20 protein-coding genes are annotated in these 20,627 nt (G+C 71.9%); 18 read left to right on the forward strand and 2 right to left on the reverse strand.

Features of this window, described 5'->3' with window-relative positions:
* Window positions 1-234: 234 nt before the first annotated feature.
* From ACZ4UB_RS23405 to ACZ4UB_RS23415, 3 genes are all read left to right on the forward strand, one after another.
* Window positions 235-843: a vitamin K epoxide reductase family protein gene (locus tag ACZ4UB_RS23405; protein WP_354381469.1), complete on the forward strand. Its 609-nt coding sequence runs from the start codon at window positions 235-237 to the stop codon at window positions 841-843.
* Between the two features lie 44 nt (window positions 844-887).
* Window positions 888-2,237: a replication-associated recombination protein A gene (locus ACZ4UB_RS23410; RefSeq protein ID WP_468072795.1), complete on the forward strand. Its 1,350-nt coding sequence runs from the start codon at window positions 888-890 to the stop codon at window positions 2,235-2,237.
* A gap of 127 nt (window positions 2,238-2,364) precedes the next feature.
* The gene (locus tag ACZ4UB_RS23415) at window positions 2,365-3,087 is read left to right on the forward strand and encodes an HNH endonuclease family protein (protein ID WP_468072797.1); all 723 of its coding nucleotides are present in this window, start codon (window positions 2,365-2,367) and stop codon (window positions 3,085-3,087) included.
* On the opposite strand, the gene ACZ4UB_RS23420 is transcribed toward ACZ4UB_RS23415, so the two are convergent.
* Window positions 3,081-4,001, reverse strand: a complete 921-nt coding sequence (locus tag ACZ4UB_RS23420; RefSeq protein ID WP_468072799.1) for a DUF2470 domain-containing protein — start codon at window positions 3,999-4,001, stop codon at window positions 3,081-3,083. The genes ACZ4UB_RS23415 and ACZ4UB_RS23420 overlap by 7 nt on opposite strands.
* 55 nt (window positions 4,002-4,056) lie before the next feature.
* Between ACZ4UB_RS23420 and rpsD the strand changes: the two genes are divergently transcribed.
* Window positions 4,057-4,668, forward strand: a complete 612-nt coding sequence (gene rpsD, locus ACZ4UB_RS23425; protein ID WP_283451479.1) for a 30S ribosomal protein S4 — start codon at window positions 4,057-4,059, stop codon at window positions 4,666-4,668.
* A gap of 22 nt (window positions 4,669-4,690) precedes the next feature.
* Here rpsD and ACZ4UB_RS23430 read toward each other — a convergent pair whose 3' ends face one another.
* The gene (locus tag ACZ4UB_RS23430) at window positions 4,691-6,913 is read right to left on the reverse strand and encodes an ATP-binding protein (protein WP_468072801.1); all 2,223 of its coding nucleotides are present in this window, start codon (window positions 6,911-6,913) and stop codon (window positions 4,691-4,693) included.
* Between the two features lie 136 nt (window positions 6,914-7,049).
* On the opposite strand from ACZ4UB_RS23430, the gene ACZ4UB_RS23435 reads away from it, so the two are divergent.
* The 14 genes from ACZ4UB_RS23435 (at window position 7,050) to nusB (ending at window position 20,415) form a co-directional block, all read left to right on the forward strand.
* On the forward strand, window positions 7,050-7,499 hold the full coding sequence (locus ACZ4UB_RS23435; protein ID WP_468072803.1) for a DUF948 domain-containing protein: 450 nt from the start codon (window positions 7,050-7,052) through the stop codon (window positions 7,497-7,499).
* Between the two features lie 7 nt (window positions 7,500-7,506).
* Window positions 7,507-7,869, forward strand: coding sequence for a DUF6167 family protein (locus ACZ4UB_RS23440; protein ID WP_354381475.1), 363 nt, complete (start codon window positions 7,507-7,509; stop codon window positions 7,867-7,869).
* On the forward strand, window positions 7,869-10,538 hold the full coding sequence (alaS, locus tag ACZ4UB_RS23445; RefSeq protein WP_468072805.1) for an alanine--tRNA ligase: 2,670 nt from the start codon (window positions 7,869-7,871) through the stop codon (window positions 10,536-10,538). Before ACZ4UB_RS23440 ends, alaS begins: the two co-directional genes overlap by 1 nt.
* Window positions 10,539-10,540: 2 nt before the next feature.
* Window positions 10,541-11,011 (forward strand): Holliday junction resolvase RuvX, encoded by a 471-nt coding sequence (gene ruvX / locus ACZ4UB_RS23450; RefSeq protein ID WP_354381477.1) that lies wholly within the window; start codon window positions 10,541-10,543, stop codon window positions 11,009-11,011.
* Between the two features lie 231 nt (window positions 11,012-11,242).
* Window positions 11,243-12,910: an endolytic transglycosylase MltG gene (mltG, locus tag ACZ4UB_RS23455; RefSeq protein WP_468072807.1), complete on the forward strand. Its 1,668-nt coding sequence runs from the start codon at window positions 11,243-11,245 to the stop codon at window positions 12,908-12,910.
* A gap of 7 nt (window positions 12,911-12,917) precedes the next feature.
* Window positions 12,918-13,742, forward strand: a complete 825-nt coding sequence (locus ACZ4UB_RS23460; protein WP_468072809.1) for a shikimate dehydrogenase — start codon at window positions 12,918-12,920, stop codon at window positions 13,740-13,742.
* Window positions 13,743-13,933: 191 nt separating this feature from the next.
* Window positions 13,934-15,118: a chorismate synthase gene (gene aroC, locus ACZ4UB_RS23465; protein ID WP_468072811.1), complete on the forward strand. Its 1,185-nt coding sequence runs from the start codon at window positions 13,934-13,936 to the stop codon at window positions 15,116-15,118.
* On the forward strand, window positions 15,115-15,633 hold the full coding sequence (locus tag ACZ4UB_RS23470; RefSeq protein ID WP_354381481.1) for a shikimate kinase: 519 nt from the start codon (window positions 15,115-15,117) through the stop codon (window positions 15,631-15,633). The genes aroC and ACZ4UB_RS23470 overlap by 4 nt, the downstream gene beginning before the upstream one ends.
* A complete protein-coding gene (aroB, locus tag ACZ4UB_RS23475) occupies window positions 15,630-16,721 on the forward strand; it encodes a 3-dehydroquinate synthase (protein ID WP_468072814.1) in 1,092 nt (363 codons plus the stop codon). The genes ACZ4UB_RS23470 and aroB overlap by 4 nt, the downstream gene beginning before the upstream one ends.
* Entirely contained in the window at window positions 16,718-17,161 is a 444-nt protein-coding gene (gene aroQ / locus ACZ4UB_RS23480; RefSeq protein WP_354381483.1) for a type II 3-dehydroquinate dehydratase, read from the forward strand. Before aroB ends, aroQ begins: the two co-directional genes overlap by 4 nt.
* 50 nt (window positions 17,162-17,211) lie before the next feature.
* Entirely contained in the window at window positions 17,212-18,156 is a 945-nt protein-coding gene (locus ACZ4UB_RS23485) for an AAA family ATPase (RefSeq protein ID WP_468072816.1), read from the forward strand.
* Between the two features lie 82 nt (window positions 18,157-18,238).
* The gene (locus ACZ4UB_RS23490) at window positions 18,239-19,351 is read left to right on the forward strand and encodes an aminopeptidase P family protein (RefSeq protein WP_468072818.1); all 1,113 of its coding nucleotides are present in this window, start codon (window positions 18,239-18,241) and stop codon (window positions 19,349-19,351) included.
* Window positions 19,352-19,402: 51 nt separating this feature from the next.
* Window positions 19,403-19,969, forward strand: a complete 567-nt coding sequence (efp, locus tag ACZ4UB_RS23495; RefSeq protein ID WP_385786124.1) for an elongation factor P — start codon at window positions 19,403-19,405, stop codon at window positions 19,967-19,969.
* Window positions 19,970-19,971: 2 nt separating this feature from the next.
* Window positions 19,972-20,415, forward strand: coding sequence for a transcription antitermination factor NusB (gene nusB, locus ACZ4UB_RS23500; protein ID WP_354381486.1), 444 nt, complete (start codon window positions 19,972-19,974; stop codon window positions 20,413-20,415).
* Window positions 20,416-20,627 lie beyond the last annotated feature (212 nt).

Below are 20,627 nucleotides of genomic sequence, written 5' to 3' on the forward strand. Positions count from 1 at the left end.
AAAGGACCAACCTCTCTGTTGGTTCGCATCCCGGCCTCCCCCCCCCCCCCCCCCCCTCCCTCCTCCCCCCCCCCCCCACCCCAAAAAAAAAACCCCCCCCCCCCCCCCCCCCCCCCCCCCCCCCCCCCCCCCGGTGGCGTACTTATGCGCACCGAACGGTGGACCGTAGGTCCCGTACGGCACAATGGCCCCTGCTTGTCGACCTTGCTTGCACGGATGTGGGAGAGCGGCCGTATGACGACCACCACCGGTAGTGACGTTCCGCGGACCGTCGGCGGCAGTCGGGCGCTGGCCTGGCTGCTGGTGATCACGGGAGCCGCGGGCCTGCTCGCCGCCTGGGTGATCACCATCGACAAGTTCAAGCTGCTGGAGGACCCGAACTTCACCCCGGGCTGCAGCCTGAACCCGGTCGTCTCCTGCGGCAACATCATGACGAGCGACCAGGCGTCCGCCTTCGGCTTCCCGAACCCGATGCTCGGCCTGGTCGCCTACGGGATCGTCGTCTGCGTCGGCATGAGCCTGCTGGCCGGAGCCCGCTTCCGCCCCTGGTACTGGCTGACCCTCAATGCCGGAGCCCTCTTCGGCGTCGGCTTCTGCGCCTGGCTGATGTACCAGTCGCTGTACAACATCAACTCGCTGTGCCTGTGGTGCTCCCTGGCCTGGGTCGCGACGATCTTCCTCTTCTGGTACGTCACCGCGCACAACGTCCGCGAGGGCCTGCTGCCGGCGCCGGGCTGGCTGCGCGGCTTCTTCGGCGAGTTCGCGTGGGTGCCGCCCGTGCTGCACGTCGGGATCATCGGCATGCTGATCCTGACGCGCTGGTGGGACTTCTGGACCTCGTGAGCGCGGGGGGCCGCACTGTCGGTGGCCTCGCATAGGCTTTCGGGGTGGAACCAGACCTCTTCACCGCAGCAGCCGAGGACCGCCAGGAGAAGGACCCGTCGAGTTCTCCGCTCGCCGTCCGGATGCGCCCGCGCACCCTGGACGAGGTCGTCGGGCAGCAGCACCTGCTCAAGCCCGGCTCCCCACTGCGCCGCCTGGTGGGCGACGGGGCCGGCGGTCCGGCCGGTGCCTCCTCGGTGATCCTGTGGGGTCCGCCCGGCATCGGGAAGACCACCTTGGCGTACGTCGTCAGCCAGGCCACCCAGAAGCGGTTCGTGGAGCTCTCCGCGATCACCGCCGGGGTCAAGGAGGTCCGCGCGGTCATCGAGGGCGCCCGGCGGGCCGCCGGGGGGTACGGCAAGGAGACCGTCCTCTTCCTCGACGAGATCCACCGCTTCAGCAAGGCCCAGCAGGACTCCCTCCTCCCGGCCGTCGAGAACCGCTGGGTCACCCTGATCGCCGCGACCACCGAGAACCCGTACTTCTCGATCATCTCGCCGCTGCTCTCGCGCTCCCTGCTGCTCACCCTCGAACCGCTCACCGACGCGGACCTGAGCGCGCTGATGGCACGGGCGCTCACCGAGGAGCGCGGACTCGGCGGGGCGGTCACCCTGCCGGCCGATGCCGAGGCGCACCTGCTGCGGATCGCGGGCGGCGACGCGCGGCGCGCGCTGACCGCGCTGGAGGCGGGGGCCGGATCGGCCATCGCCAAGGGCGAGGCCGAGATCAGCCTCCAGACCGTGGAGGAGGCCGTCGACCGGGCGGCCGTGAAGTACGACCGGGACGGCGACCAGCACTACGACGTGGCCAGCGCCCTGATCAAGTCGATCCGCGGCTCCGACGTGGACGCCGCCCTGCACTACCTGGCCCGGATGATCGAGGCGGGGGAGGACCCCCGCTTCATCGCCCGCCGGCTGATGATCTCGGCGAGCGAGGACATCGGCCTCGCGGACCCGACCGCCCTGCCGACCGCCGTCGCGGCGGCCCAGGCGGTGGCGATGATCGGCTTCCCGGAGGCCGCGCTGACGCTGAGCCACGCGACGATCGCGCTGGCGCTGGCGCCCAAGTCGAACACCGCGACCACGGCGATCGGGGCCGCGCTGGCCGACGTCAGGGCGGGGCTGACGGGACCGGTGCCGACGCACCTGCGGGACGGGCACTACAAGGGGGCGGCGAAGCTGGGGCACGCGGTGGGGTACGTGTACCCGCACGACGTGCCCGGGGGGATCGCGGCGCAGCAGTACGCGCCGGACGAGATCCACGGGAAGCGGTACTACGAGCCGACGCGGTACGGGGCGGAGGCGCGGTACGCGGACGTGGTGGAGAAGGTGCGGGAGCGGCTGCGGGGGAACTGACCCGTCGTGGGCTCGGGGCTCCGCCCCGGACCCCGCCCTCCGGGGGCGCCTCAAACGCCGGCGAGGCTGGTTTTGGCTCGGGTGCGCTGGATGTGCGCGTGGCAGAAGTGCGGCCTAGGGTCGGCGCATGGGGTTGCGTTCTGGAACCTTGCTCGCCGTGGGGGCCGTGCTGCTGCTCGGGGGGTGTCATCACGGTGGGCAGGAGAGTGCCGCGCGGGCCAGTGCGGCCGCGTTGGTGGCGCGGGTGCCGCTGGCCAGTGCCGGGTTTCCGCCGACCGCGGCCGTGGCCAGGACCCAGCTGGCCGGGCTCGCCGTCGAGTGGGGCAAGAACTGGGAGACGTACAAGCGCGAGAACTTCGGCACGTACTGGTCCGACGAGACCGACGCGGTCGGCGGGCGCAACGGCTGCGACACCCGTGACGACGTCCTGCGGCGCGATCTGAGCGAGCTGCGCGAGGGCGACCGCAATCCGTGCGTGGTGGTGTCCGGGGTGCTGCACGACCCCTACACCGGCGCGTCCCTCCCCTATTACTACCGGCGGGCCTCGCAGATCCAGACCGACCACGTCGTCGCCCTCGGCGCCGCCTGGCGCGCGGGCGCGTACGCCTGGACCCCGCAGCGCCGGCTGGAGTACGCCAACGACCTCGACGTGCTGCTCGCGGTGGACAAGCGGACGAACTACGACAAGAGCAGCAAGACCGCGGACAAGTGGCGCCCGCCGCGGCGGGAGTACTGGTGCACGTACGCGCGCCGCTACACCGGCATCAAGCACAAGTACCGGCTGTCCGTCACCGCCCCCGAGAAGCTCGCGCTCCAGGAGCTGCTGGGCACCTGCCCACCGGATCAGTGACCGGCCGCGGCGAAGAGCGTGTGCATCGCCCGGCGCAGCCCGCGGATGTCGCGGACCGGCTCGGGGAAGTCGAAGCGGGCGTCGAAGGGGCCGCCCGCGGCGCCGGTGAAGCGGACCCGCAGGCCGAGCCGGTCCAGGGCGAGCGGGACCGCGTCCAGGCCGGCGCCGCCGCGCGGGCCCAGCAGGCCGCACAGCTCGCGGACCCGGTCGCCGTGGTCGGCGTACAGGTGCTGGAGCAGCTCCGTCTCGTGGGCCACCATCGGGTCCGGCTCGGCGGCGGCCAGCGCGTCGGGGTCCACGTGGCCCGCGCCCCACAGGTCGTCGACGGTGATCTCGCCGACCTCCAGCCGCAGCAGCATCCAGGCGGGGCGGCCGTAGCGGCCGGGGGAGGGATCGGGGTCGAGGGCCTCGCCCATGCCCAGCAGCTCGCCCACCGGATGGCGCTCGGCGAGCAGGGCGGCGCAGGCGGCGCGGTCGTCCCCGCGCACCGGAGTGAGCCAGCCCGCCAGCCACGCGCGGCCTCGGATACGATGGGGCACGGACACCGGCGCCACGTCCGTGATCTCGATCACGGCGGTGAGGTCGTCGTCCTGGGCGTGAGCGGCTGCCCTGGCAGCCGCGGATTCCCCTGACACAAGGAGAATCACGTCCCCGTCCGGGGTGACGGTCCTAGCGGCCGGCATTCCCGTCCCGAACCCGTCGGGCTCGTGCGTGTCGTGAGCACCCGGCAGAGTGAGGGATACTGAGGCGTTGGACTCTACGAGGGTTCGTACGCGCTCGGCTCCGGTGAGCTGTCGAGCGCCTTCCCTGGGACGCGGCTGACTCTGCCAATCGTCGTCGAAAGCAGATCCTGTTTCGTTTGGATCTGAACTTCGACGCGCACTGGGCAGGGGGATCCCATGTGGTCGAGACATTACGTCCTCCTCGCTAAGGTAAGCCTCACCTAACTTACATGGAGGTAGGTTCCACGTGAACCAGAAGCGACCCAAGGTCAAGAAGTCGCGTGCCCTCGGCATTGCGCTGACCCCGAAGGCCGTCAAGTACTTCGAGGCCCGCCCCTACCCGCCGGGCGAGCACGGCCGTGGCCGCAAGCAGAACTCGGACTACAAGGTGCGTCTGCTCGAGAAGCAGCGTCTGCGCGCCCAGTACGACATCTCCGAGCGCCAGATGGCCCGCGCGTACGACCGCGCGAAGAAGGCCGAAGGCAAGACGGGCGAGGCGCTTGTCGTCGAGCTCGAGCGTCGCCTCGACGCCCTGGTCCTGCGTTCGGGCATCGCCCGCACCATCTACCAGGCGCGCCAGATGGTCGTTCACGGCCACATCGAGGTCAACGGTGGCAAGGTCGACAAGCCGTCGTTCCGTGTCCGCCCGGACGACGTCATCACGGTCCGCGAGCGCAGCCGCGACAAGCACCCCTTCCAGGTTGCTCGTGAGGGTGGCTACGCCGGCGAGGGTGAGGCCCCCCGCTACCTGCAGATCAACCTGAAGGCCCTGGCCTTCCGCCTCGACCGTGACCCGAACCGCAAGGAAATCCCGGTCATCTGCGACGAGCAGCTCGTCGTCGAGTACTACGCCCGCTGATTTCCCTCAGCGAGCGCGGTCCTCACAGGCTGTTCGTCTCGACGGAAGCCCGTCCGCTCCCCTTCGGGGGAGGGGGCGGGCTTTCCGCCGTTCCGCGCGGTCGCGGTACGCCGCCCTCGTTGCCTCCCGGGCCCTGCCCCGCCCGCGGCTCCGGCCCCCGCAGGGCCCGCTCCACCACCGCGTCCAGGGTCAGGCCGCGCCCGTGCCGGGCCCCGGCCGCGTACCGCTCGGCGCCCAGCAGCTCGCCCGCCCGCTCCTGGCACATCAGCCGCGGCGCGTTGAAGTAGCCCGAGCCGAAGAGCCGCAGCCCCACCGAACCCCACAGCGGCTCCGCCGCGCCCTGGAGCACCGCGGCCTCCGCCGGCTCCCCCTCGGCCACCGTCACCAGCGCCAGCAGTTCGAGCGCCAGCACCAGGCCCAGCAGGTCGTGGAAGGCGTGGTTGATCGTCACGCACTCGTTCAACAGCCGCCGCGCCTCGGCCGCGCCGCCCGCGTCCAGGGCCGCGTAGGCGAGGACGTACAGCACGTACGCCTTCGCCCAGCGCTCCCCGCGCTCCTCGCAGATCTCCCGGGCCTCCTCGCACAGGGCCAGCGCGCCCGGCAGGTCCCCCTGGAAGGCCCTGGCCATCGCCAGCTCCACCTGGCACATCAGGACGTTGCTGTTCAGCTCCCCGGCCTCCCGGTAGTGCCCGAGCGCCGCCCCCAGCAGCTCCCCGGCCCGCACCATGTCGTCCGAGAGCAGCGCCAGGCAGCCCAGCCGGTGCACCGCGTAGGCCGTGGCCACCGGGTTCCCGGCGGCCCGGGCCGCGTCGAGGCACTCGTGCAGGGCGCTCATCGAGGCCACGGCGTCCCCCTGGAGGGCGGCCACGTACCCGAGCACCCACAGGGCCTTCAGCCGGGCCGGTTCCTGCTCGGCCCCCGGGCGTTCGGCCCCCGGGCGTTCGGCCTGGTCCAGCGTGCGGTCCAGCCAGAGCCGCCCCTCGGTGAGCCGGCCGCAGCCCGCCCAGTAGAACCACAGGGTCCCCGCCAGGTACTGGCCCAGGTGCAGCTCGTCCGGCTCCTCCAGGCAGCACTCCAGCGCGAGCCGCAGGTTGGGCAGCTCGGTCTCCACCAGGGCCGCCACCTCGTGCTGGCGCGGACTGAACCAGTCCAGCTCGCACCAGGTCGCCAGGCCCATGAACCAGTCGCGGTGGCGCCGGCGCAGCCGTCCCGCGTCACCGAGCGACTCCAGCCAGCCCGCCCCGTACATCCGTACGGTCTCCAGCATCCGGTAGCGGACGCCCGCCGGGGTCCGCTCGCGCACCAGCAGGGACTGTGCGAGCAGCTCCCCGACCAGGTCCAGCACGCCCTCGACCGGCAGGTCCGGGCCCGCGCAGACGTACTCGGCGGCGTCCAGGTCGAACTGGCCCGCGAAGACCGACAGCCGCGCCCACAGCAGCCGCTCCTCGGCCGTGCACAGCTCGTGGCTCCACCCGATCGCGGTCCGCAGCGCCCGGTGCCGCGGGAGCGCCCCGCGCCCCCCGCCCGTCAGCAGGGCGAACCGGTCCTCCAGCCGGACCACCACCTGGGCCGGGGAGAGCGTGCGCAGCCGCCCCGCCGCCAGCTCCAGGGCGAGCGGAAGCCCGTCGAGCCGGGCGCACAGCTCGCCGAGCGAGGCCCGGTTCTCGTCGGTGACCGCGAAGCCGGGGTCGGCCGCCACCGCCCGGTCGGCCAGCAGCGCCAGCGCGTCGTCGGCGTCCAGCGGGGCCAGCGGGAAGCTCCGCTCGCCGTCCAGCGCGAGCGGCCGCCGCCCGGCGGCCAGCACGGACAGGCCGGGGGAGCGGCGCAGCAGCTCGTGGACCAGCTCCGCGCACTCGTCGACCAGCTGCTCGAAGCCGTCCAGGACGAGCAGCAGCCGGCGCGGCGCCAGGTGCTCCGCCAGCACGGTGCGGGGCGGGCGTCTGGTGTGGTCGGTCAGCGCGAGGGCCTCGGCGAACGTCAGTTCCAGCAGCGCGGGATCGCGCAGGGTCGACAGCTCGACCCACCAGACCCCGTCGCAGTAGCGTTCCTGCGCCCGGCGGGCGGCGGCGAGCACCAGCCGGGACTTGCCCACGCCCCCGGCGCCGGTCACCGTCACCAGGCGCGCGGACTCCAGCAGTCGTGCCACTTCGCCCAGTTCCGGGCCCCGGCCGACGAAGCCGTTCAGCTCCGAGGGAAGATTGCCGTAGGGCGCCGCGGCGCGGGGGGAGTCCTCGGGTGCTCGCATGGGACACGGAGGGTACTGGTCCGCATGCGCCGCGTACAAGGCGATCGGGTCCGACCTCCGAATTCCGGTAGGGCCGCGGATCTCCGGCGCGATAGGGTCGGGGGACGAGTTTTCAACACGCAGAGAGCGGTGCAAAGTGTCCGGTGGTGAGGTGGCCGGGATCCTCGTGGCCGTCTTCTGGGCGATCCTGGTCTCGTTCCTCGCGCTCGCGCTGGCGCGACTGGCCCAGACGCTGAGGGCGACCACCAAGCTGGTGGCCGAGGTGACCGAGCAGGCCGTCCCGCTGCTGGCGGACGCCTCCACGACCGTACGCTCCGCGCGCACCCAGCTCGACCGGGTCGACGCCATCGCCAGCGACGTCCAGGAAGTCACCTCCAACGCCTCCGCGCTCTCCAGCACCGTGGCCTCCGCCTTCGGCGGCCCGCTGGTCAAGGTCGCGGCCTTCGGCTACGGAGTGCGCAAGGCGCTCGGGCGCAAGGAGGCGGCGGCAGCGGCCCCGAACGGCGCGCCCGCGCGGACACCCAGGCGTACCGTGATCGTCGGACGGACCGTACCGGCGGCCCGGCGCCGGAAGCAGAAGGACTGAGACCGCGATGTTCCGCCGTACCTTCTGGTTCACCGCCGGCGCAGCCGCCGGTGTGTGGGCCACCACCAAGGTCAACCGCAAGCTCAAGCAGCTGACGCCGGAGAGCCTCGCCGCGCAGGCCGCCGACAAGGCGCTCGAAGCGGGCCACCGGCTCAAGGACTTCGCCCTCGACGTCAAAGCGGGAATGACGCAGCGCGAGGACGAGCTGAACGACGCACTGGGTCTGCACCAGGACCCGGACCGGCCCGACAACGTCACCGCCCTTCCCGGGCCGCGGCGGCTGCGGGCCATCGGGGCCGAGAAGGGCCCCGGGAAGCACCCCCAGAACAACCCACTGAAGTTTTCGTACAACCGGAATGAGGACCACTGATGGAGTCGGCTGAAATCCGCCGCCGCTGGCTGAGCTTCTTCGAGGAGCGCGGTCACGCCGTTGTCCCTTCGGCGTCGCTCATCGCGGACGACCCGACTCTGCTGCTGGTCAACGCGGGCATGGTCCCGTTCAAGCCGTACTTCCTGGGTGAGGTCAAGCCGCCCGCCTCGAAGCTCACCAGCGTCCAGAAGTGCGTGCGCACGCCGGACATCGAAGAGGTGGGCAAGACCACCCGCCACGGCACGTTCTTCCAGATGTGCGGCAACTTCTCCTTCGGCGAGTACTTCAAGGAAGGCGCCATCACCTACGCCTGGGAGCTGCTCACCAGCCCCGTGGCGGACGGTGGCTTCGGCCTGGAGCCCGAGAAGCTCTGGATCACGGTCTACCTCGACGACGACGAGGCCGAGCAGATCTGGCGCGAGAAGATCGGCGTCCCCGCCGAGCGCATCCAGCGCCTGGGCAAGAAGGACAACTTCTGGTCCATGGGCGTTCCCGGTCCCTGCGGCCCGTGTTCCGAGATCAACTACGACCGCGGCCCCGAGTTCGGCGCCGAGGGCGGCCCGGCCGTCAACGACGAGCGGTACGTGGAGATCTGGAACCTGGTCTTCATGCAGTTCGAGCGCGGCGCCGGCGAGAACAAGGAAGACTTCCCGATCCTCGGGGACCTGCCGTCGAAGAACATCGACACCGGCCTCGGTCTCGAACGCCTCGCCATGATCCTGCAGGGCGTACAGAACATGTACGAGACCGACACCCTGCGCGTGGTCATGGACAAGGCCACCGAGCTGACCGGCGTCCGCTACGGCCAGGCCAAGGACAGCGACGTCTCGATGCGCGTGGTCGCCGACCACATCCGCACCTCCGCCATGCTCATCGGCGACGGGGTCACCCCCGGCAACGAGGGCCGTGGCTACGTGCTGCGCCGCATCATGCGCCGCGCCATCCGCAACATGCGCCTCATGGGCGCCACCGGCCCGGTCGTCCTGGACCTCATCGGCGTCGTCGTCGACACCATGGGCCTCCAGTACCCGGAGCTGATCACCGAGCGCAAGCGCATCGAGACCGTCGCCCTCGCCGAAGAGGCCGCCTTCCTGAAGGCGCTCAAGGGCGGCACGAACATCCTCGACACCGCCATCACCGAGACCAAGGCCGCCGGCGGCTCGGTCCTGGCCGGCGACAAGGCGTTCCTGCTCCACGACACCTGGGGCTTCCCGATCGACCTCACCCTGGAGATGGCCTCCGAGCAGGGCCTCACCGTGGACGAGCCGGGCTTCCGCCGCCTGATGCAGGAGCAGCGGGACAAGGCCAAGGCCGACGCCCGCGCCAAGAAGACCGGTCACGCCGACCTGTCCGCCTACCGCGAGGTCGCCGACAACTCCGGCGAGACCGAGTTCACCGGCTACGGCTCCACCGAGGGCGAGTCCACCATCGTCGGCCTGCTCGTCGACGGCGTCTCCTCGCCGGCCGCCTCCGAGGGCGACGAGGTCGAGATCGTCCTGGACCGCAGCCCGTTCTACGCCGAGGGCGGCGGCCAGCTCGCCGACCAGGGTCGGATCAAGCTGCACTCCGGCGCCGTCGTCGAGATCCGCGACGTGCAGAAGCCCGTCCCGGGCGTGCACGTGCACAAGGGTGTCGTCCAGGTCGGCGAGGTGACGGTCGGCGCCTCCGCCTACGCCGTCATCGACGTCAAGCGCCGCCGGGCCATCGCCCGCGCCCACTCGGCCACCCACCTGACCCACCAGGCGCTGCGCGACGCCCTCGGCCCGACGGCCGCCCAGGCCGGTTCCGAGAACTCGCCCGGCCGCTTCCGCTTCGACTTCGGCTCGCCGAACGCCGTCCCCGGCACGGTCCTCACCGACGTCGAGCAGAAGATCAACGACGTGCTGTCGCGCGAGCTGGACGTCACCGCCGAGGTCATGAGCATCGACGAGGCGAAGAAGCAGGGCGCCATCGCCGAATTCGGCGAGAAGTACGGCGAGCGCGTGCGCGTCGTGACCATCGGCGACTTCTCCAAGGAGCTGTGCGGCGGCACCCACGTGGCCAACACCGCCCAGCTCGGCCTGGTCAAGCTGCTCGGCGAGTCCTCCATCGGCTCCGGCGTGCGCCGCGTCGAGGCCCTGGTCGGCGCCGACGCCTACAACTTCCTGGCCAAGGAGCACACGGTCGTCGCCCAGCTCCAGGAGCTGGTCAAGGGCCGCCCCGAGGAGCTGCCGGAGAAGATCGCCTCCATGCTCGGCAAGCTGAAGGACGCCGAGAAGGAGATCGAGAAGTTCCGCGCCGAGAAGGTGCTCCAGGCCGCCGCCGGCCTGGCCGCCGGCGCCCAGGACGTCCGCGGCGTCGCCGTGGTCACCGGCCAGGTGCCGGACGGCACCGGCGCCGACGACCTGCGCAAGCTGGTCCTCGACGTGCGCGGCCGCATCCAGGGCGACCGCCCGGTCGTCGTGGCCCTCTTCACGGTCGCGAGCGGCCGCCCGCTCACCGTCATCGCCACCAACGAGGCCGCCCGCGAGCGCGGTCTCAAGGCCGGTGACCTGGTGCGCGCGGCCGCCAAGACCCTCGGCGGCGGTGGCGGCGGCAAGCCGGACGTCGCCCAGGGCGGCGGCCAGAACCCGGACGCCATCGGCGAGGCCATCGGCGCGATCGAGCGCCTCGTCGGAGAGACGGCCTGACGATGACGCTGCGCCGCGGCCGACGCCTCGCGATCGATGTCGGTGACGCCCGGATCGGGGTCGCCTCGTGCGACCCCGACGGGGTGCTGGCCACACCGGTCGAAACCGTGCCGGGACGTGACATCCCGGCCGCGCACAAGCGGCTGCGGCAGCTCGTCGCGGAGTACGAACCCCTTGAAGTCGTGGTCGGCCTCCCCCGCTCGCTCAGCGGGCGGGAGGGGCCGGCCGCGGCCAAGTGCCGTGCCTTCGCCACCGAGCTGGCCAAGGGCATCAAGCCCGTGACCGTACGGCTGGTGGACGAGCGGATGACCACGGTCACCGCGGCCCAGGGCCTGCGGGCCTCGGGGCGCAACGCCAAGAAGGGGCGCTCGGTGATCGACCAGGCGGCCGCCGTGGTCATCCTCCAGAACGCTCTGGAGACCGAACGGGTATCAGGTAATCCGCCCGGTGAGTGCGTCGAAGTGGTTGTCTGATCGCGATACGGTAACGTTCCGCGCGATGTGACGGCATTCGAACAGCCGTCGCCCACCACTTCTGAGGCGGAACCGGGTGCCGCGGCCCACAAGCAGCCGCTGCCTCCGTCTCGCGGCTCTAGGGGACCGATGACCGAGTATGGACGGGGCTCTGGCCCCGAACCGTGGCACCCAGAGGATCCCCTCTACGGGGACCCGGCGTGGGCCGGACACCAGGCCCAACAGGGTCAGGTGCCCTACGCAGTCGGCCAGCAGCAGTATCCGCAGGAGCCGCAGTACCAGGGGCCGCCGCAGCAGTACCAGCAGCAGCCCCAGCAGCAGTACGCCCAGCACCCGCAGCAGTACCCCGCGGAGTACCAGGGCTACGCGCCCGAACACCCGCAGCAGCCGCAGCACCCCCAGCAGCTGCACCCGCAACACCAGCAGCAGCAGTACCCCGTACAGCAGCAGCACCCGCACCACCAGCAGCAGCCCGGGTACGACGGCCAGCCGGACCAGGTCTGGGACACCGGCCAGGGCCAGCAGGCCGTCCCCTACGGCGTGGACCCCTACGCCCAGCAGGCCGTGGCCTACCCGGGGGAGACCCCGGACGGCTACGCCACGGACACGGCGTACCCGCCGCCGCAGCCCCCCGGCCGCCGCCACCTCGTCCCGGAGCCCTCCACCGAGTGGCAGGACGAGGTCGCCGAACCGGAGGAGGAGTCCCTCCTCCCGGCCGGTGGCGGCGGCGACGCGGACGAGCCCCCGTCCGGCGGACGCCGCGGCGGCCGCGGCAAGGGCAAGGACGGCAAGAGCAAGGGCACCAAGCGCACCGGCTCGGCCTGCCTGATCGCCGCCCTGGTCATCGTGGGCGCGGTCGGCGGCGTCGGCTACTACGGGTTCTCGTACGTCAAGGCGAAACTCGGCATGGCCGACGACTACACGGGCGAGGGCACCACCTCGGTCGACGTCGAGATCCCCAAGGGCGCGAGCCTGGGCCAGATGGGCGCCATCCTGCAGAAGGCGGGCGTCGTCGCCAGCGCCGAGGCCTTCGTCAACGCGGCCCAGGAACACCCCAAGGGCAGCGGGATCCAGCCGGGCCTCTACCCGCTGCGCAAGCAGATGTCGGCGAAGTCCGTCGTCGAGGTCATGTCCGACCCCTCGAAGCTGAACGTGATCATCGTCGCCGAGGGCCTGCGCAACGTGCAGGTCTACGGTGCGATCGACAAGAAGCTCAAGCTCCAGGAGGGCACCACCGCGGAGCTCGCCAAGCGCGAGGTCAAGACGCTCGGCCTGCCCGCCTGGGCCGAGGACGGCCAGAACATCAAGGACCCGCTGGAAGGGTTCCTCTACCCGGCGCGCTACGACCTCACGACCGGCATCACCCCGCAGGACCTGCTCAAGAAGATGGTCAAGAACGCCACGGAGAAGTACGCGGCGCTCGGCATCGAGGGCAAGTCGAAGGACCTGGGCCTCAAGTCCCCGCTGGAAGTGGTCACGGTCGCGAGCCTGGTGCAGGCCGAGGGCAACAAGCACGAGGACTACCGCAAGATGGCGGCCGTCATCTACAACCGCCTCAAGCCGACGAACAACGTCACCATGCAGCGCCTCGAGTTCGACTCGACGATCAACTACATCAAGGGCACGAGCAACATCAACGTCTCCCGCGAGGAGACGCGCTCCATCGAGGACCCGTACAACACCTACAAGGTCAAGGGCCTGCCGCCCGGAGCCATCAGCAACCCGGGCATCGACGCGCTCAACGCGGTCCTGAGCCCGGACAAGGACGGCTGGATGTTCTTCGTCTCCGTCGACGGGAACAAGACCACCTTCAGCAAGACCCTCGCCGAGCACAACAAGCTCGTCGAGGAGTTCAACGCACGACAGGCACAGAAGAAGCAACAGCAGAGCGGTGGGTAGCGGGAACATGTCACGGATAAGGGCCGCGGTGCTGGGTTCGCCCATCGAGCACTCCCTCTCACCGGTGCTGCACCGCGCCGCTTACCAGGAGCTGGGCCTCGTCGACTGGTCCTACGACCGCTTCGAGACCGACGAGGCCGCGCTCCCCGGCTTCCTCAAGGGGCTCGGCTCCGAGTGGGCCGGGCTGTCGCTGACCATGCCGCTCAAGCGGGCGGTCATGCCGCTGCTCGACGAGGTCAGCGAGACCGCCGCCTCCGTCGAGGCGGTGAACACGGTCGTCTTCACCGAGGACGGCCGCAAGATCGGCGACAACACCGACATCCCCGGGATCCTCGCCGCGCTGCGCGAGCGGGGCGTGGAGCGGGTGCCGACCGCCGCCATCCTCGGCGCGGGGGCCACGGCCTCCTCCGCGCTGGCCGCCCTCTCGCGGATCTGTTCCGGCGAGGTCACGGCCTTCGTCCGCTCCGCCGAGCGGGCCGCGGAGATGCGCCGGTGGGGCGAGCGGCTCGGCGTGACCGTGCGCACCGCCGACTGGTCGGCCGCGGCCGACGCCCTGGCCGCGCCGCTGGTGATCGCGACCACTCCCGCCGGGGCGACCGATGCCCTGGCCGGAGCGGTCCCCGAGCGACCGGGCACCCTCTTCGACGTGCTCTACGACCCCTGGCCGACCGCGCTCGCGGCCGCCTGGTCGGGACGCGGCGGGCAGCTGGTCGGCGGTCTCGACCTGCTGGTCCACCAGGCCGTCCTCCAGGTCGAGCAGATGACCGGCCGCTCTCCCGGGCCGCTCGCCGCGATGCGGGCCGCCGGGGAACGGGCCCTGGCCGCACGGTAGATCCATCCGGGGCGGTGGGTCCGTAACCGCCTGTACCCGTCCGTACCCGCCCCGACCTGCCACAGTGGCGTCCGATAGCTGGACCGGGGGCCGGTACATCGGCCCGGACGTGGGAGGATCGGGGGTGGCGGGCCCGGACGGCGCACCCGGTCGCGCCTTGGTTGTGCCAGGCGCGAGCATGAGGAGCATCGTTGAGCAGGTTGCGTTGGCTGACCGCCGGGGAGTCGCACGGACCGGCGCTGGTAGCGACGCTGGAGGGGCTTCCCGCCGGCGTTCCGGTCACCACCGAACTGGTGGCCGACCACCTGGCGCGCCGCCGGCTCGGATACGGCCGCGGTGCCCGGATGAAGTTCGAGCAGGACGTGGTGACCTTCCTCGGCGGCGTCCGCCACGGTCTCTCCCTCGGTTCCCCGGTCGCCGTCATGGTCGGCAACTCCGAGTGGCCCAAGTGGGAGAAGGTCATGTCGGCCGACCCGGTCGACCCGGCCGAGCTGGAGGGCTCCGGGCGCAACGCCCCGCTGACCCGCCCCCGCCCGGGCCACGCCGACCTCGCCGGCATGCAGAAGTACGGCTTCGACGAGGCCCGCCCGATCCTGGAGCGCGCCAGCGCCCGCGAGACGGCCGCCCGCGTCGCCCTCGGTGCCATCGCCCGGTCCTTCATCAAGGAGACCGCGGGCATCGAGATCGTCTCCCACGTGGTCGAACTGGCCGCCGCCAAGGCCCCCTACGGCGTCTACCCGACCCCCGCCGACGTCGAGAAGCTCGACGCCGACCCGGTGCGCTGCCTCGACGCCGACGCGTCGAAGGCGATGGTCGCGGAGATCGACCAGGCCCACAAGGACGGCGACACCCTCGGCGGCGTCGTCGAGGTGCTCGCCTACGGCGTCCCGGTCGGCCTCGGTTCGCACGTGCACTGGGACCGCCGCCTCGACGCGCGGCTCGCCGCCGCGCTCATGGGCATCCAGGCGATCAAGGGCGTCGAGGTCGGCGACGGCTTCGACCTGGCCCGCGTCCCGGGCTCCCAGGCCCACGACGAGATCGTCTCCACCTCCGAGGGCCTCAAGCGCACCTCCGGCCGCTCCGGCGGCACCGAGGGCGGCCTGACCACCGGTGAGCTGCTGCGCGTACGGGCCGCCATGAAGCCGATCGCGACCGTGCCCCGCGCGCTGGCGACCGTCGACGTGGCCACCGGCGAGGCGACGGTCGCCCACCACCAGCGCTCCGACGTGTGTGCCGTGCCCGCGGCGGGCATCGTCGCCGAGGCGATGGTCGCCCTCGTGCTGGCCGACGCCGTCGTGGAGAAGTTCGGCGGCGACTCGGTGACCGAGACCCGGCGCAACGTCCGCTCGTACCTCGACAACCTGCAGATCCGGTGACCGGCGGTCCCCTGGTCGTCCTGGTCGGACCGATGGGGTCCGGCAAGTCCACGGTGGGGGCGCTGCTCGCCGAACGGCTCGGCGTGCCCTACCGGGACACGGACGCCGACATCGTCGCGGCGCAGGGCCGGGAGATCGCGGAGCTGTTCGTCGACGAGGGCGAGCCGTACTTCCGCGGCCTGGAGCGCGCGGCCGTGGCCGACGCCCTCGCGGAACACACCGGGATCCTCGCCCTCGGCGGCGGCGCGATCCTCGACGACGGCACCCGGGCCCTGCTCGCCGGGCTGCCCGTGGTCTACCTGTCGATGGACATCGACGAGGCGGTCCGCCGGGTCGGCCTCGGCGCGGCCCGCCCGCTGCTCGCCGTCAACCCGCGCCGCCAGTGGCGCGAGCTGATGGACGCGCGCCGCCACCTGTACACCGAAGTCGCGCGCGTCGTGGTGGCCACCGACGACCGCACCCCCGCAGAGGTCGCCCAGGCGGTCCTCGACGCTCTGGAGTTGAAGGACGTATGACAGACCAGGTGACGCGCATCCAGGTCGGCGCGAGCTCCGGGCACGACGCCTACGACGTGCTGGTCGGCCGGCAGCTGCTCGGCGAGCTCGGCACCCTGATCGGCACCAAGGCGCAGCGCGTCGCGGTGATCCACCCCGAGGCGCTGGCCTCCACGGGTGAGGCGCTGCGCGACGACCTCGCGGCCCAGGGCTACGAGGCGGTCGCCATCCAGGTGCCGAACGCCGAGGAGGCCAAGACCGTCGAGGTCGCGGCGTACTGCTGGAAGGCCCTGGGGCAGTCGGGCTTCACCCGCACCGACGTGATCGTCGGCGTCGGCGGCGGCGCCACCACCGACCTCGCGGGCTTCGTCGCGGCCTCCTGGCTGCGCGGCGTGCGCTGGATCGCGGTGCCGACGACCGTCCTCGCGATGGTCGACGCGGCCGTGGGCGGCAAGACGGGCATCAACACCGCCGAGGGCAAGAACCTCGTCGGCGCCTTCCACCCGCCCGCCGGCGTGCTCTGCGACCTGGCGGCCCTCGACTCGCTGCCGGTCAACGACTACGTCAGCGGCCTCGCCGAGATCATCAAGGCCGGTTTCATCTCCGACCCGGTGATCCTCGACCTGATCGAGGAGGACCCGGAGGCGGCGCGGACCCCCGAGGGCCCGCACACCGCCGAGCTGATCGTCCGCTCCATCCAGGTCAAGGCCGACGTGGTCTCCAGCGACCTGAAGGAATCGGGCCTGCGGGAGATCCTCAACTACGGCCACACCCTCGCCCACGCGATCGAGAAGAACGAGCGCTACAAGTGGCGCCACGGCGCCGCCGTGTCGATCGGCATGGTCTTCGCCGCCGAACTGGGCCGGCTCGCCGGCCGGCTCGACGACGCGACCGCCGAGCGGCACAAGAGCGTGCTCGCCTCGGTGGGCCTGCCGCTGACCTACCGCGGCGACCAGTGGCCCAAGCTGCTGGAGACCATGAAGGTCGACAAGAAGTCCCGCGGCGACCTGCTGCGCTTCATCGTCCTGGACGGGCTGGCCAAGCCGACCGTCCTGGAGGGCCCCGACCCGGCCGTGCTGATCGCGGCCTACGGCGAGGTGTCCGCGTGAGCCGCAAGGTGCTCGTGCTGAACGGCCCGAACCTGGGCCGGCTCGGCTCCCGCGAGCCCGACGTGTACGGGGCCACCTCGTACGCCGGGCTCGTCGAGAGCTGCCAGAGCCTGGGCCGGGACCTCGGCTTCGACGTCGAGGTCCGCGAGACCAACGACGAGGGCCAGCTGGTGCGTTGGCTGCACGAGGCGGCCGACGGGAAGATTCCGGTGGTGATCAACCCCGGCGCCTTCACGCACTACTCGTACGCGATGCGGGACGCGGCGGCGCAGCGCACCGCGCCGCTGATCGAGGTGCACATCTCGAACCCGTACGCCCGCGAGGAATTCCGGCACACTTCGGTCATCGCCTCGGTGGCGACCGGGACCGTGGCGGGCTTCGGACTGGGCTCCTACCGGCTCGCGCTGCACGCGCTGGCGGAAGAACTGCCCGCGGCCTGAGATAACGTTCTCGCATCAGTCCTCGCCTGAACGAGACGGAGTGGCAGCGGATGCAGCACGGAGTGGGGGGATGGGGCGAGCCGGGACAGCATCCGGCCGCCCCCGCGCAGCCGCCGATAGCCCCCGTGACCGGCTGGGCCCCGCCGCCCGCCGGCCCGCCGCACCCGTCGCACCCCGGCGGGCCGCCGCGCCACCACGCGGGCCCGCCGCACCCGGCCGGCCCGCCGCACCCCCCGGCCCCGCCCGCTCCGCCGCACCCCGCGGGTCCGGCGCACCCCGCGGCCCCGCCCGCTCCGCCGCATCCCGCCCCCGTGCCCGCGCCGCACGGGGCGCCGCGCCAGCCCGGCTACGTGCCGGGCGCGGTGGTGGCGCCCGTACCCGAGGCCACCGGGCACATCCCGCTGCCGGCGGCCGCGCCGCCCGCCCCCGGCACGGGCGTGGCCACCCTCGCCGTCCTGCTCATCGGGCCCGCGGGCGCGGGCAAGACGACCGTGGCCCGGCACTGGGCGGGCTCCCGGCAGGTGCCGACCGCGCACATCAGCCTGGACGACGTCCGCGAGTGGGTCTGCTCGGGCTTCGCCGACCCGCAGGCCGGTTGGAACGACCACTCCGAGGCCCAGTACCGGCTCGCCCGCCGCACCTGCGGCTTCGCCGCCCGCAACTTCCTGGCCAACGGGATCTCCTGCATCCTCGACGACGCGGTCTTCCCCGACCGGCCCGTGGTGGGCCTGGGCGGCTGGAAGCGGCACGTGGGGCCCGGGCTGCTCCCCGTGGTCCTGCTGCCCGGCCTGGAGATCGTCCTGGAGCGCAACGCGGCCCGCTCCGGCAACCGCCGACTCTCCGACGAGGAAGTCGCCCGGATCCACGGCCGGATGGCGGGCTGGTACGGCTCCGGCCTGCCCATCATCGACAACTCCCACCTGGACGTGGAGGGCACCGCCCGCGCCCTCGACGAGGTCCTGGCCCGCGCCATCTCGACCCCCGGCAGCTGGTGACCGGCGCCGCCCGGGCGGCCGCGCACCTCGTCCGGACGCGCTCGTCGAGCCGGATGCGCGGGGCGCTCGTACGCTCGAAGACATGTCAGACGTGTACGCGGCCCGTCGGGCCCTGCTTCGCGACCGCTGTGCCGCAGCGGGCAACTCCGCCGCACTGATCACGCGTCCGGCGAACGTCCGCTATCTCGCCGGGGCCTTCCCCGAAGGGGCGGTCCTGCTGGTCGGGCCCGCCGAGGACGTCCTCTTCTGCGCGGCCTCGCCCACCGGCGAGGCGGACGAGGGACGGATCGACGAACACCTGCGGCTGTCCGTCCTGTCCGGTCCCGGCGGTGATCCCGCGGTCGCCGCGGCCGACCTCGCCTGCGGCAAGGACGTCCGGGCGGACTCCCTCGCCGTCGAGGAGCACCACCTCACCGTCGCCCGGCACCGGGCGCTGCGCTCGGTCGCGCCCCGGCTGCGGCTGTCCGATCTCGGCTCCGCCGTCGAGCAACAGCGGCTGATCAAGGACGAGGAGGAGATCGCCTGTCTGCGGATCGCCGCCGAGATCGCCGACCAGGCCCTCGGCGAACTCCTGGAGTCCATCCTCGTCGGCCGTACCGAACGCCACCTCGCCCTGGAGCTGGAGCGGCGGCTGGTGGACCACGGCGCGGACGGCCCGGCCTTCCCGACCTCCGTCGGCACCGGTCCGCACTCCGGGCGCTCGCGGCACCGGCCCTCGGACCGGCGGGTGGAGGAGGGGGACTTCCTCTCCGTCTGCCTGGGCGCGAACTACCGCGGCTACCGGTGTGAGATCGGCCGTACCTTCGTGATCGGCACCACCCCCGCGGACTGGCAGATCGAGCTGTACGACCTCGTCTTCGCCGCTCAGCGGGCCGGCCGCGAGGCCCTGGCACCGGGGGCCGCGTACCGCGACGTCGACCACGCGGCGCGCTCCGTACTGGACTCCGCGGGGCACGGGGAAGCCCTCGCTCCGTCGACCGGACACGGCGTCGGCCTCGAAATCGACGAGGACCCGCAGCTTGCACCTACAGCAATGGGTAAACTGGACGCTTGCGTGCCGGTCACCGTCGAACCGGGGGTTCACCTCCCGGGCCGGGGCGGCGTCCGGATCGATGACACGCTCGTCGTACGCCCTGAGGCGGACGGCGGACCCGAGCTACTCACCATCACGACCAAGGAGCTGCTCGCGCTCTAGCTTTGCTGTGCGCGCCACCCGTGGTCCACCAGTCCAGGAGATTTCGCAACCGTGGCTTCCACGAACGACCTCAAGAACGGCATGGTGCTGAAGCTCGACGGGGGCCAGCTCTGGTCCGTCGTCGAGTTCCAGCACGTCAAGCCCGGCAAGGGCCCGGCCTTCGTGCGCACCAAGCTCAAGAGCGTGATGTCCGGCAAGGTCGTCGACAAGACGTTCAACGCCGGCACCAAGGTCGAGACGGCCACCATCGACCGCCGTGACATGCAGTTCTCGTACATGGACGGCGACTACTTCGTCTTCATGGACATGGACACCTTCGACCAGCTGATGGTCGACCGCAAGGCCGTCGGCAGCGCCGCCAACTTCCTGATCGAGGGCTTCACCGCCTCCGTCGCGCAGCACGAGGGCGAGGTGCTCTACGTCGAGCTGCCGGCCGCCGTCGAGCTCGTGATCGAGCACACCGACCCGGGCGTCCAGGGCGACCGTTCCACCGGTGGCACCAAGCCGGCGACCCTGCAGACCGGTCACGAGATCCAGGTCCCCCTCTTCGTCACCACCGGCGAGAAGGTCAAGGTCGACACCCGTACCAGCGACTACCTCGGCCGGGTGAACAGCTAACCGTGGGAGCCCGGAGCAACGCCCGCAAGCGTGCTTTCCAGATCCTCTTCGAGGCCGACCAGCGCGGTGTGCCCGTGCGCGAGGTCCTCGCGGACTGGGTCCGTCACTCACGGAACGACACCGAGGGCCGTCAACCGGCGGTCAGCGAGTTCACGATGAACCTCGTCGAGGGGTACGCCGACAAGGTGGACCGCATCGACGACCTGATCGTCACCTACGCCGTGGACTGGGACCTCGACCGCATGCCGGTCGCGGACCGGAACATCGTGCGGCTGGGTGCCTACGAGCTGATCTGGGTCGACGAGACCCCGGACGCCGTGGCGATCGACGAGGCGGTCCAGCTCGCCAAGGAGTTCTCGACCGACGAGTCGCCGAACTTCGTGAACGGGCTGCTGGCCCGCTTCAAGGACCTCAAGCCGAAGCTGCGACGGGACGAGAGCGCCTAGCGTCCCGGCGGTTCGGTACACGCAGGGCCCGCAGCGCACCACGCGCCGCGGGCCCTGCGTGTGTCCGCCCCCGCGGGGGCGGGAAGCGAAAAAACCGGCGGGGGGGGGGGGGGGGGGGGGGTTTCTCCCCCCCCCCTCCCCCTGTGTTTTTTGTCTTTGCCCCACCGTGTACAAAAATCTAACCCCCCCCCCGTTTTATCGCAACGGGAGGA

It is taken from the genome of Streptomyces sp. NPDC028419, from assembly GCF_055565515.1.

What these genes read in the sequence shown, in the direction of transcription:
- ACZ4UB_RS23485 (WP_468072816.1), top strand. Translation starts at nt 17,212, where the DNA reads ATGCAGCACGGAGTGGGGGGATGGGGCGAGCCGGGACAGCATCCGGCC.
- ACZ4UB_RS23430 (WP_468072801.1), bottom strand. Translation starts at nt 6,913, where the DNA reads ATGCGAGCACCCGAGGACTCCCCCCGCGCCGCGGCGCCCTACGGCAAT.
- ACZ4UB_RS23490 (WP_468072818.1), top strand. Translation starts at nt 18,239, where the DNA reads ATGTCAGACGTGTACGCGGCCCGTCGGGCCCTGCTTCGCGACCGCTGT.
- ruvX (WP_354381477.1), top strand. Translation starts at nt 10,541, where the DNA reads ATGACGCTGCGCCGCGGCCGACGCCTCGCGATCGATGTCGGTGACGCC.
- ACZ4UB_RS23405 (WP_354381469.1), top strand. Translation starts at nt 235, where the DNA reads ATGACGACCACCACCGGTAGTGACGTTCCGCGGACCGTCGGCGGCAGT.
- ACZ4UB_RS23460 (WP_468072809.1), top strand. Translation starts at nt 12,918, where the DNA reads ATGTCACGGATAAGGGCCGCGGTGCTGGGTTCGCCCATCGAGCACTCC.
- ACZ4UB_RS23420 (WP_468072799.1), bottom strand. Translation starts at nt 4,001, where the DNA reads ATGTCTCGACCACATGGGATCCCCCTGCCCAGTGCGCGTCGAAGTTCA.
- aroB (WP_468072814.1), top strand. Translation starts at nt 15,630, where the DNA reads ATGACAGACCAGGTGACGCGCATCCAGGTCGGCGCGAGCTCCGGGCAC.
- ACZ4UB_RS23440 (WP_354381475.1), top strand. Translation starts at nt 7,507, where the DNA reads ATGTTCCGCCGTACCTTCTGGTTCACCGCCGGCGCAGCCGCCGGTGTG.
- alaS (WP_468072805.1), top strand. Translation starts at nt 7,869, where the DNA reads ATGGAGTCGGCTGAAATCCGCCGCCGCTGGCTGAGCTTCTTCGAGGAG.
- ACZ4UB_RS23415 (WP_468072797.1), top strand. Translation starts at nt 2,365, where the DNA reads ATGGGGTTGCGTTCTGGAACCTTGCTCGCCGTGGGGGCCGTGCTGCTG.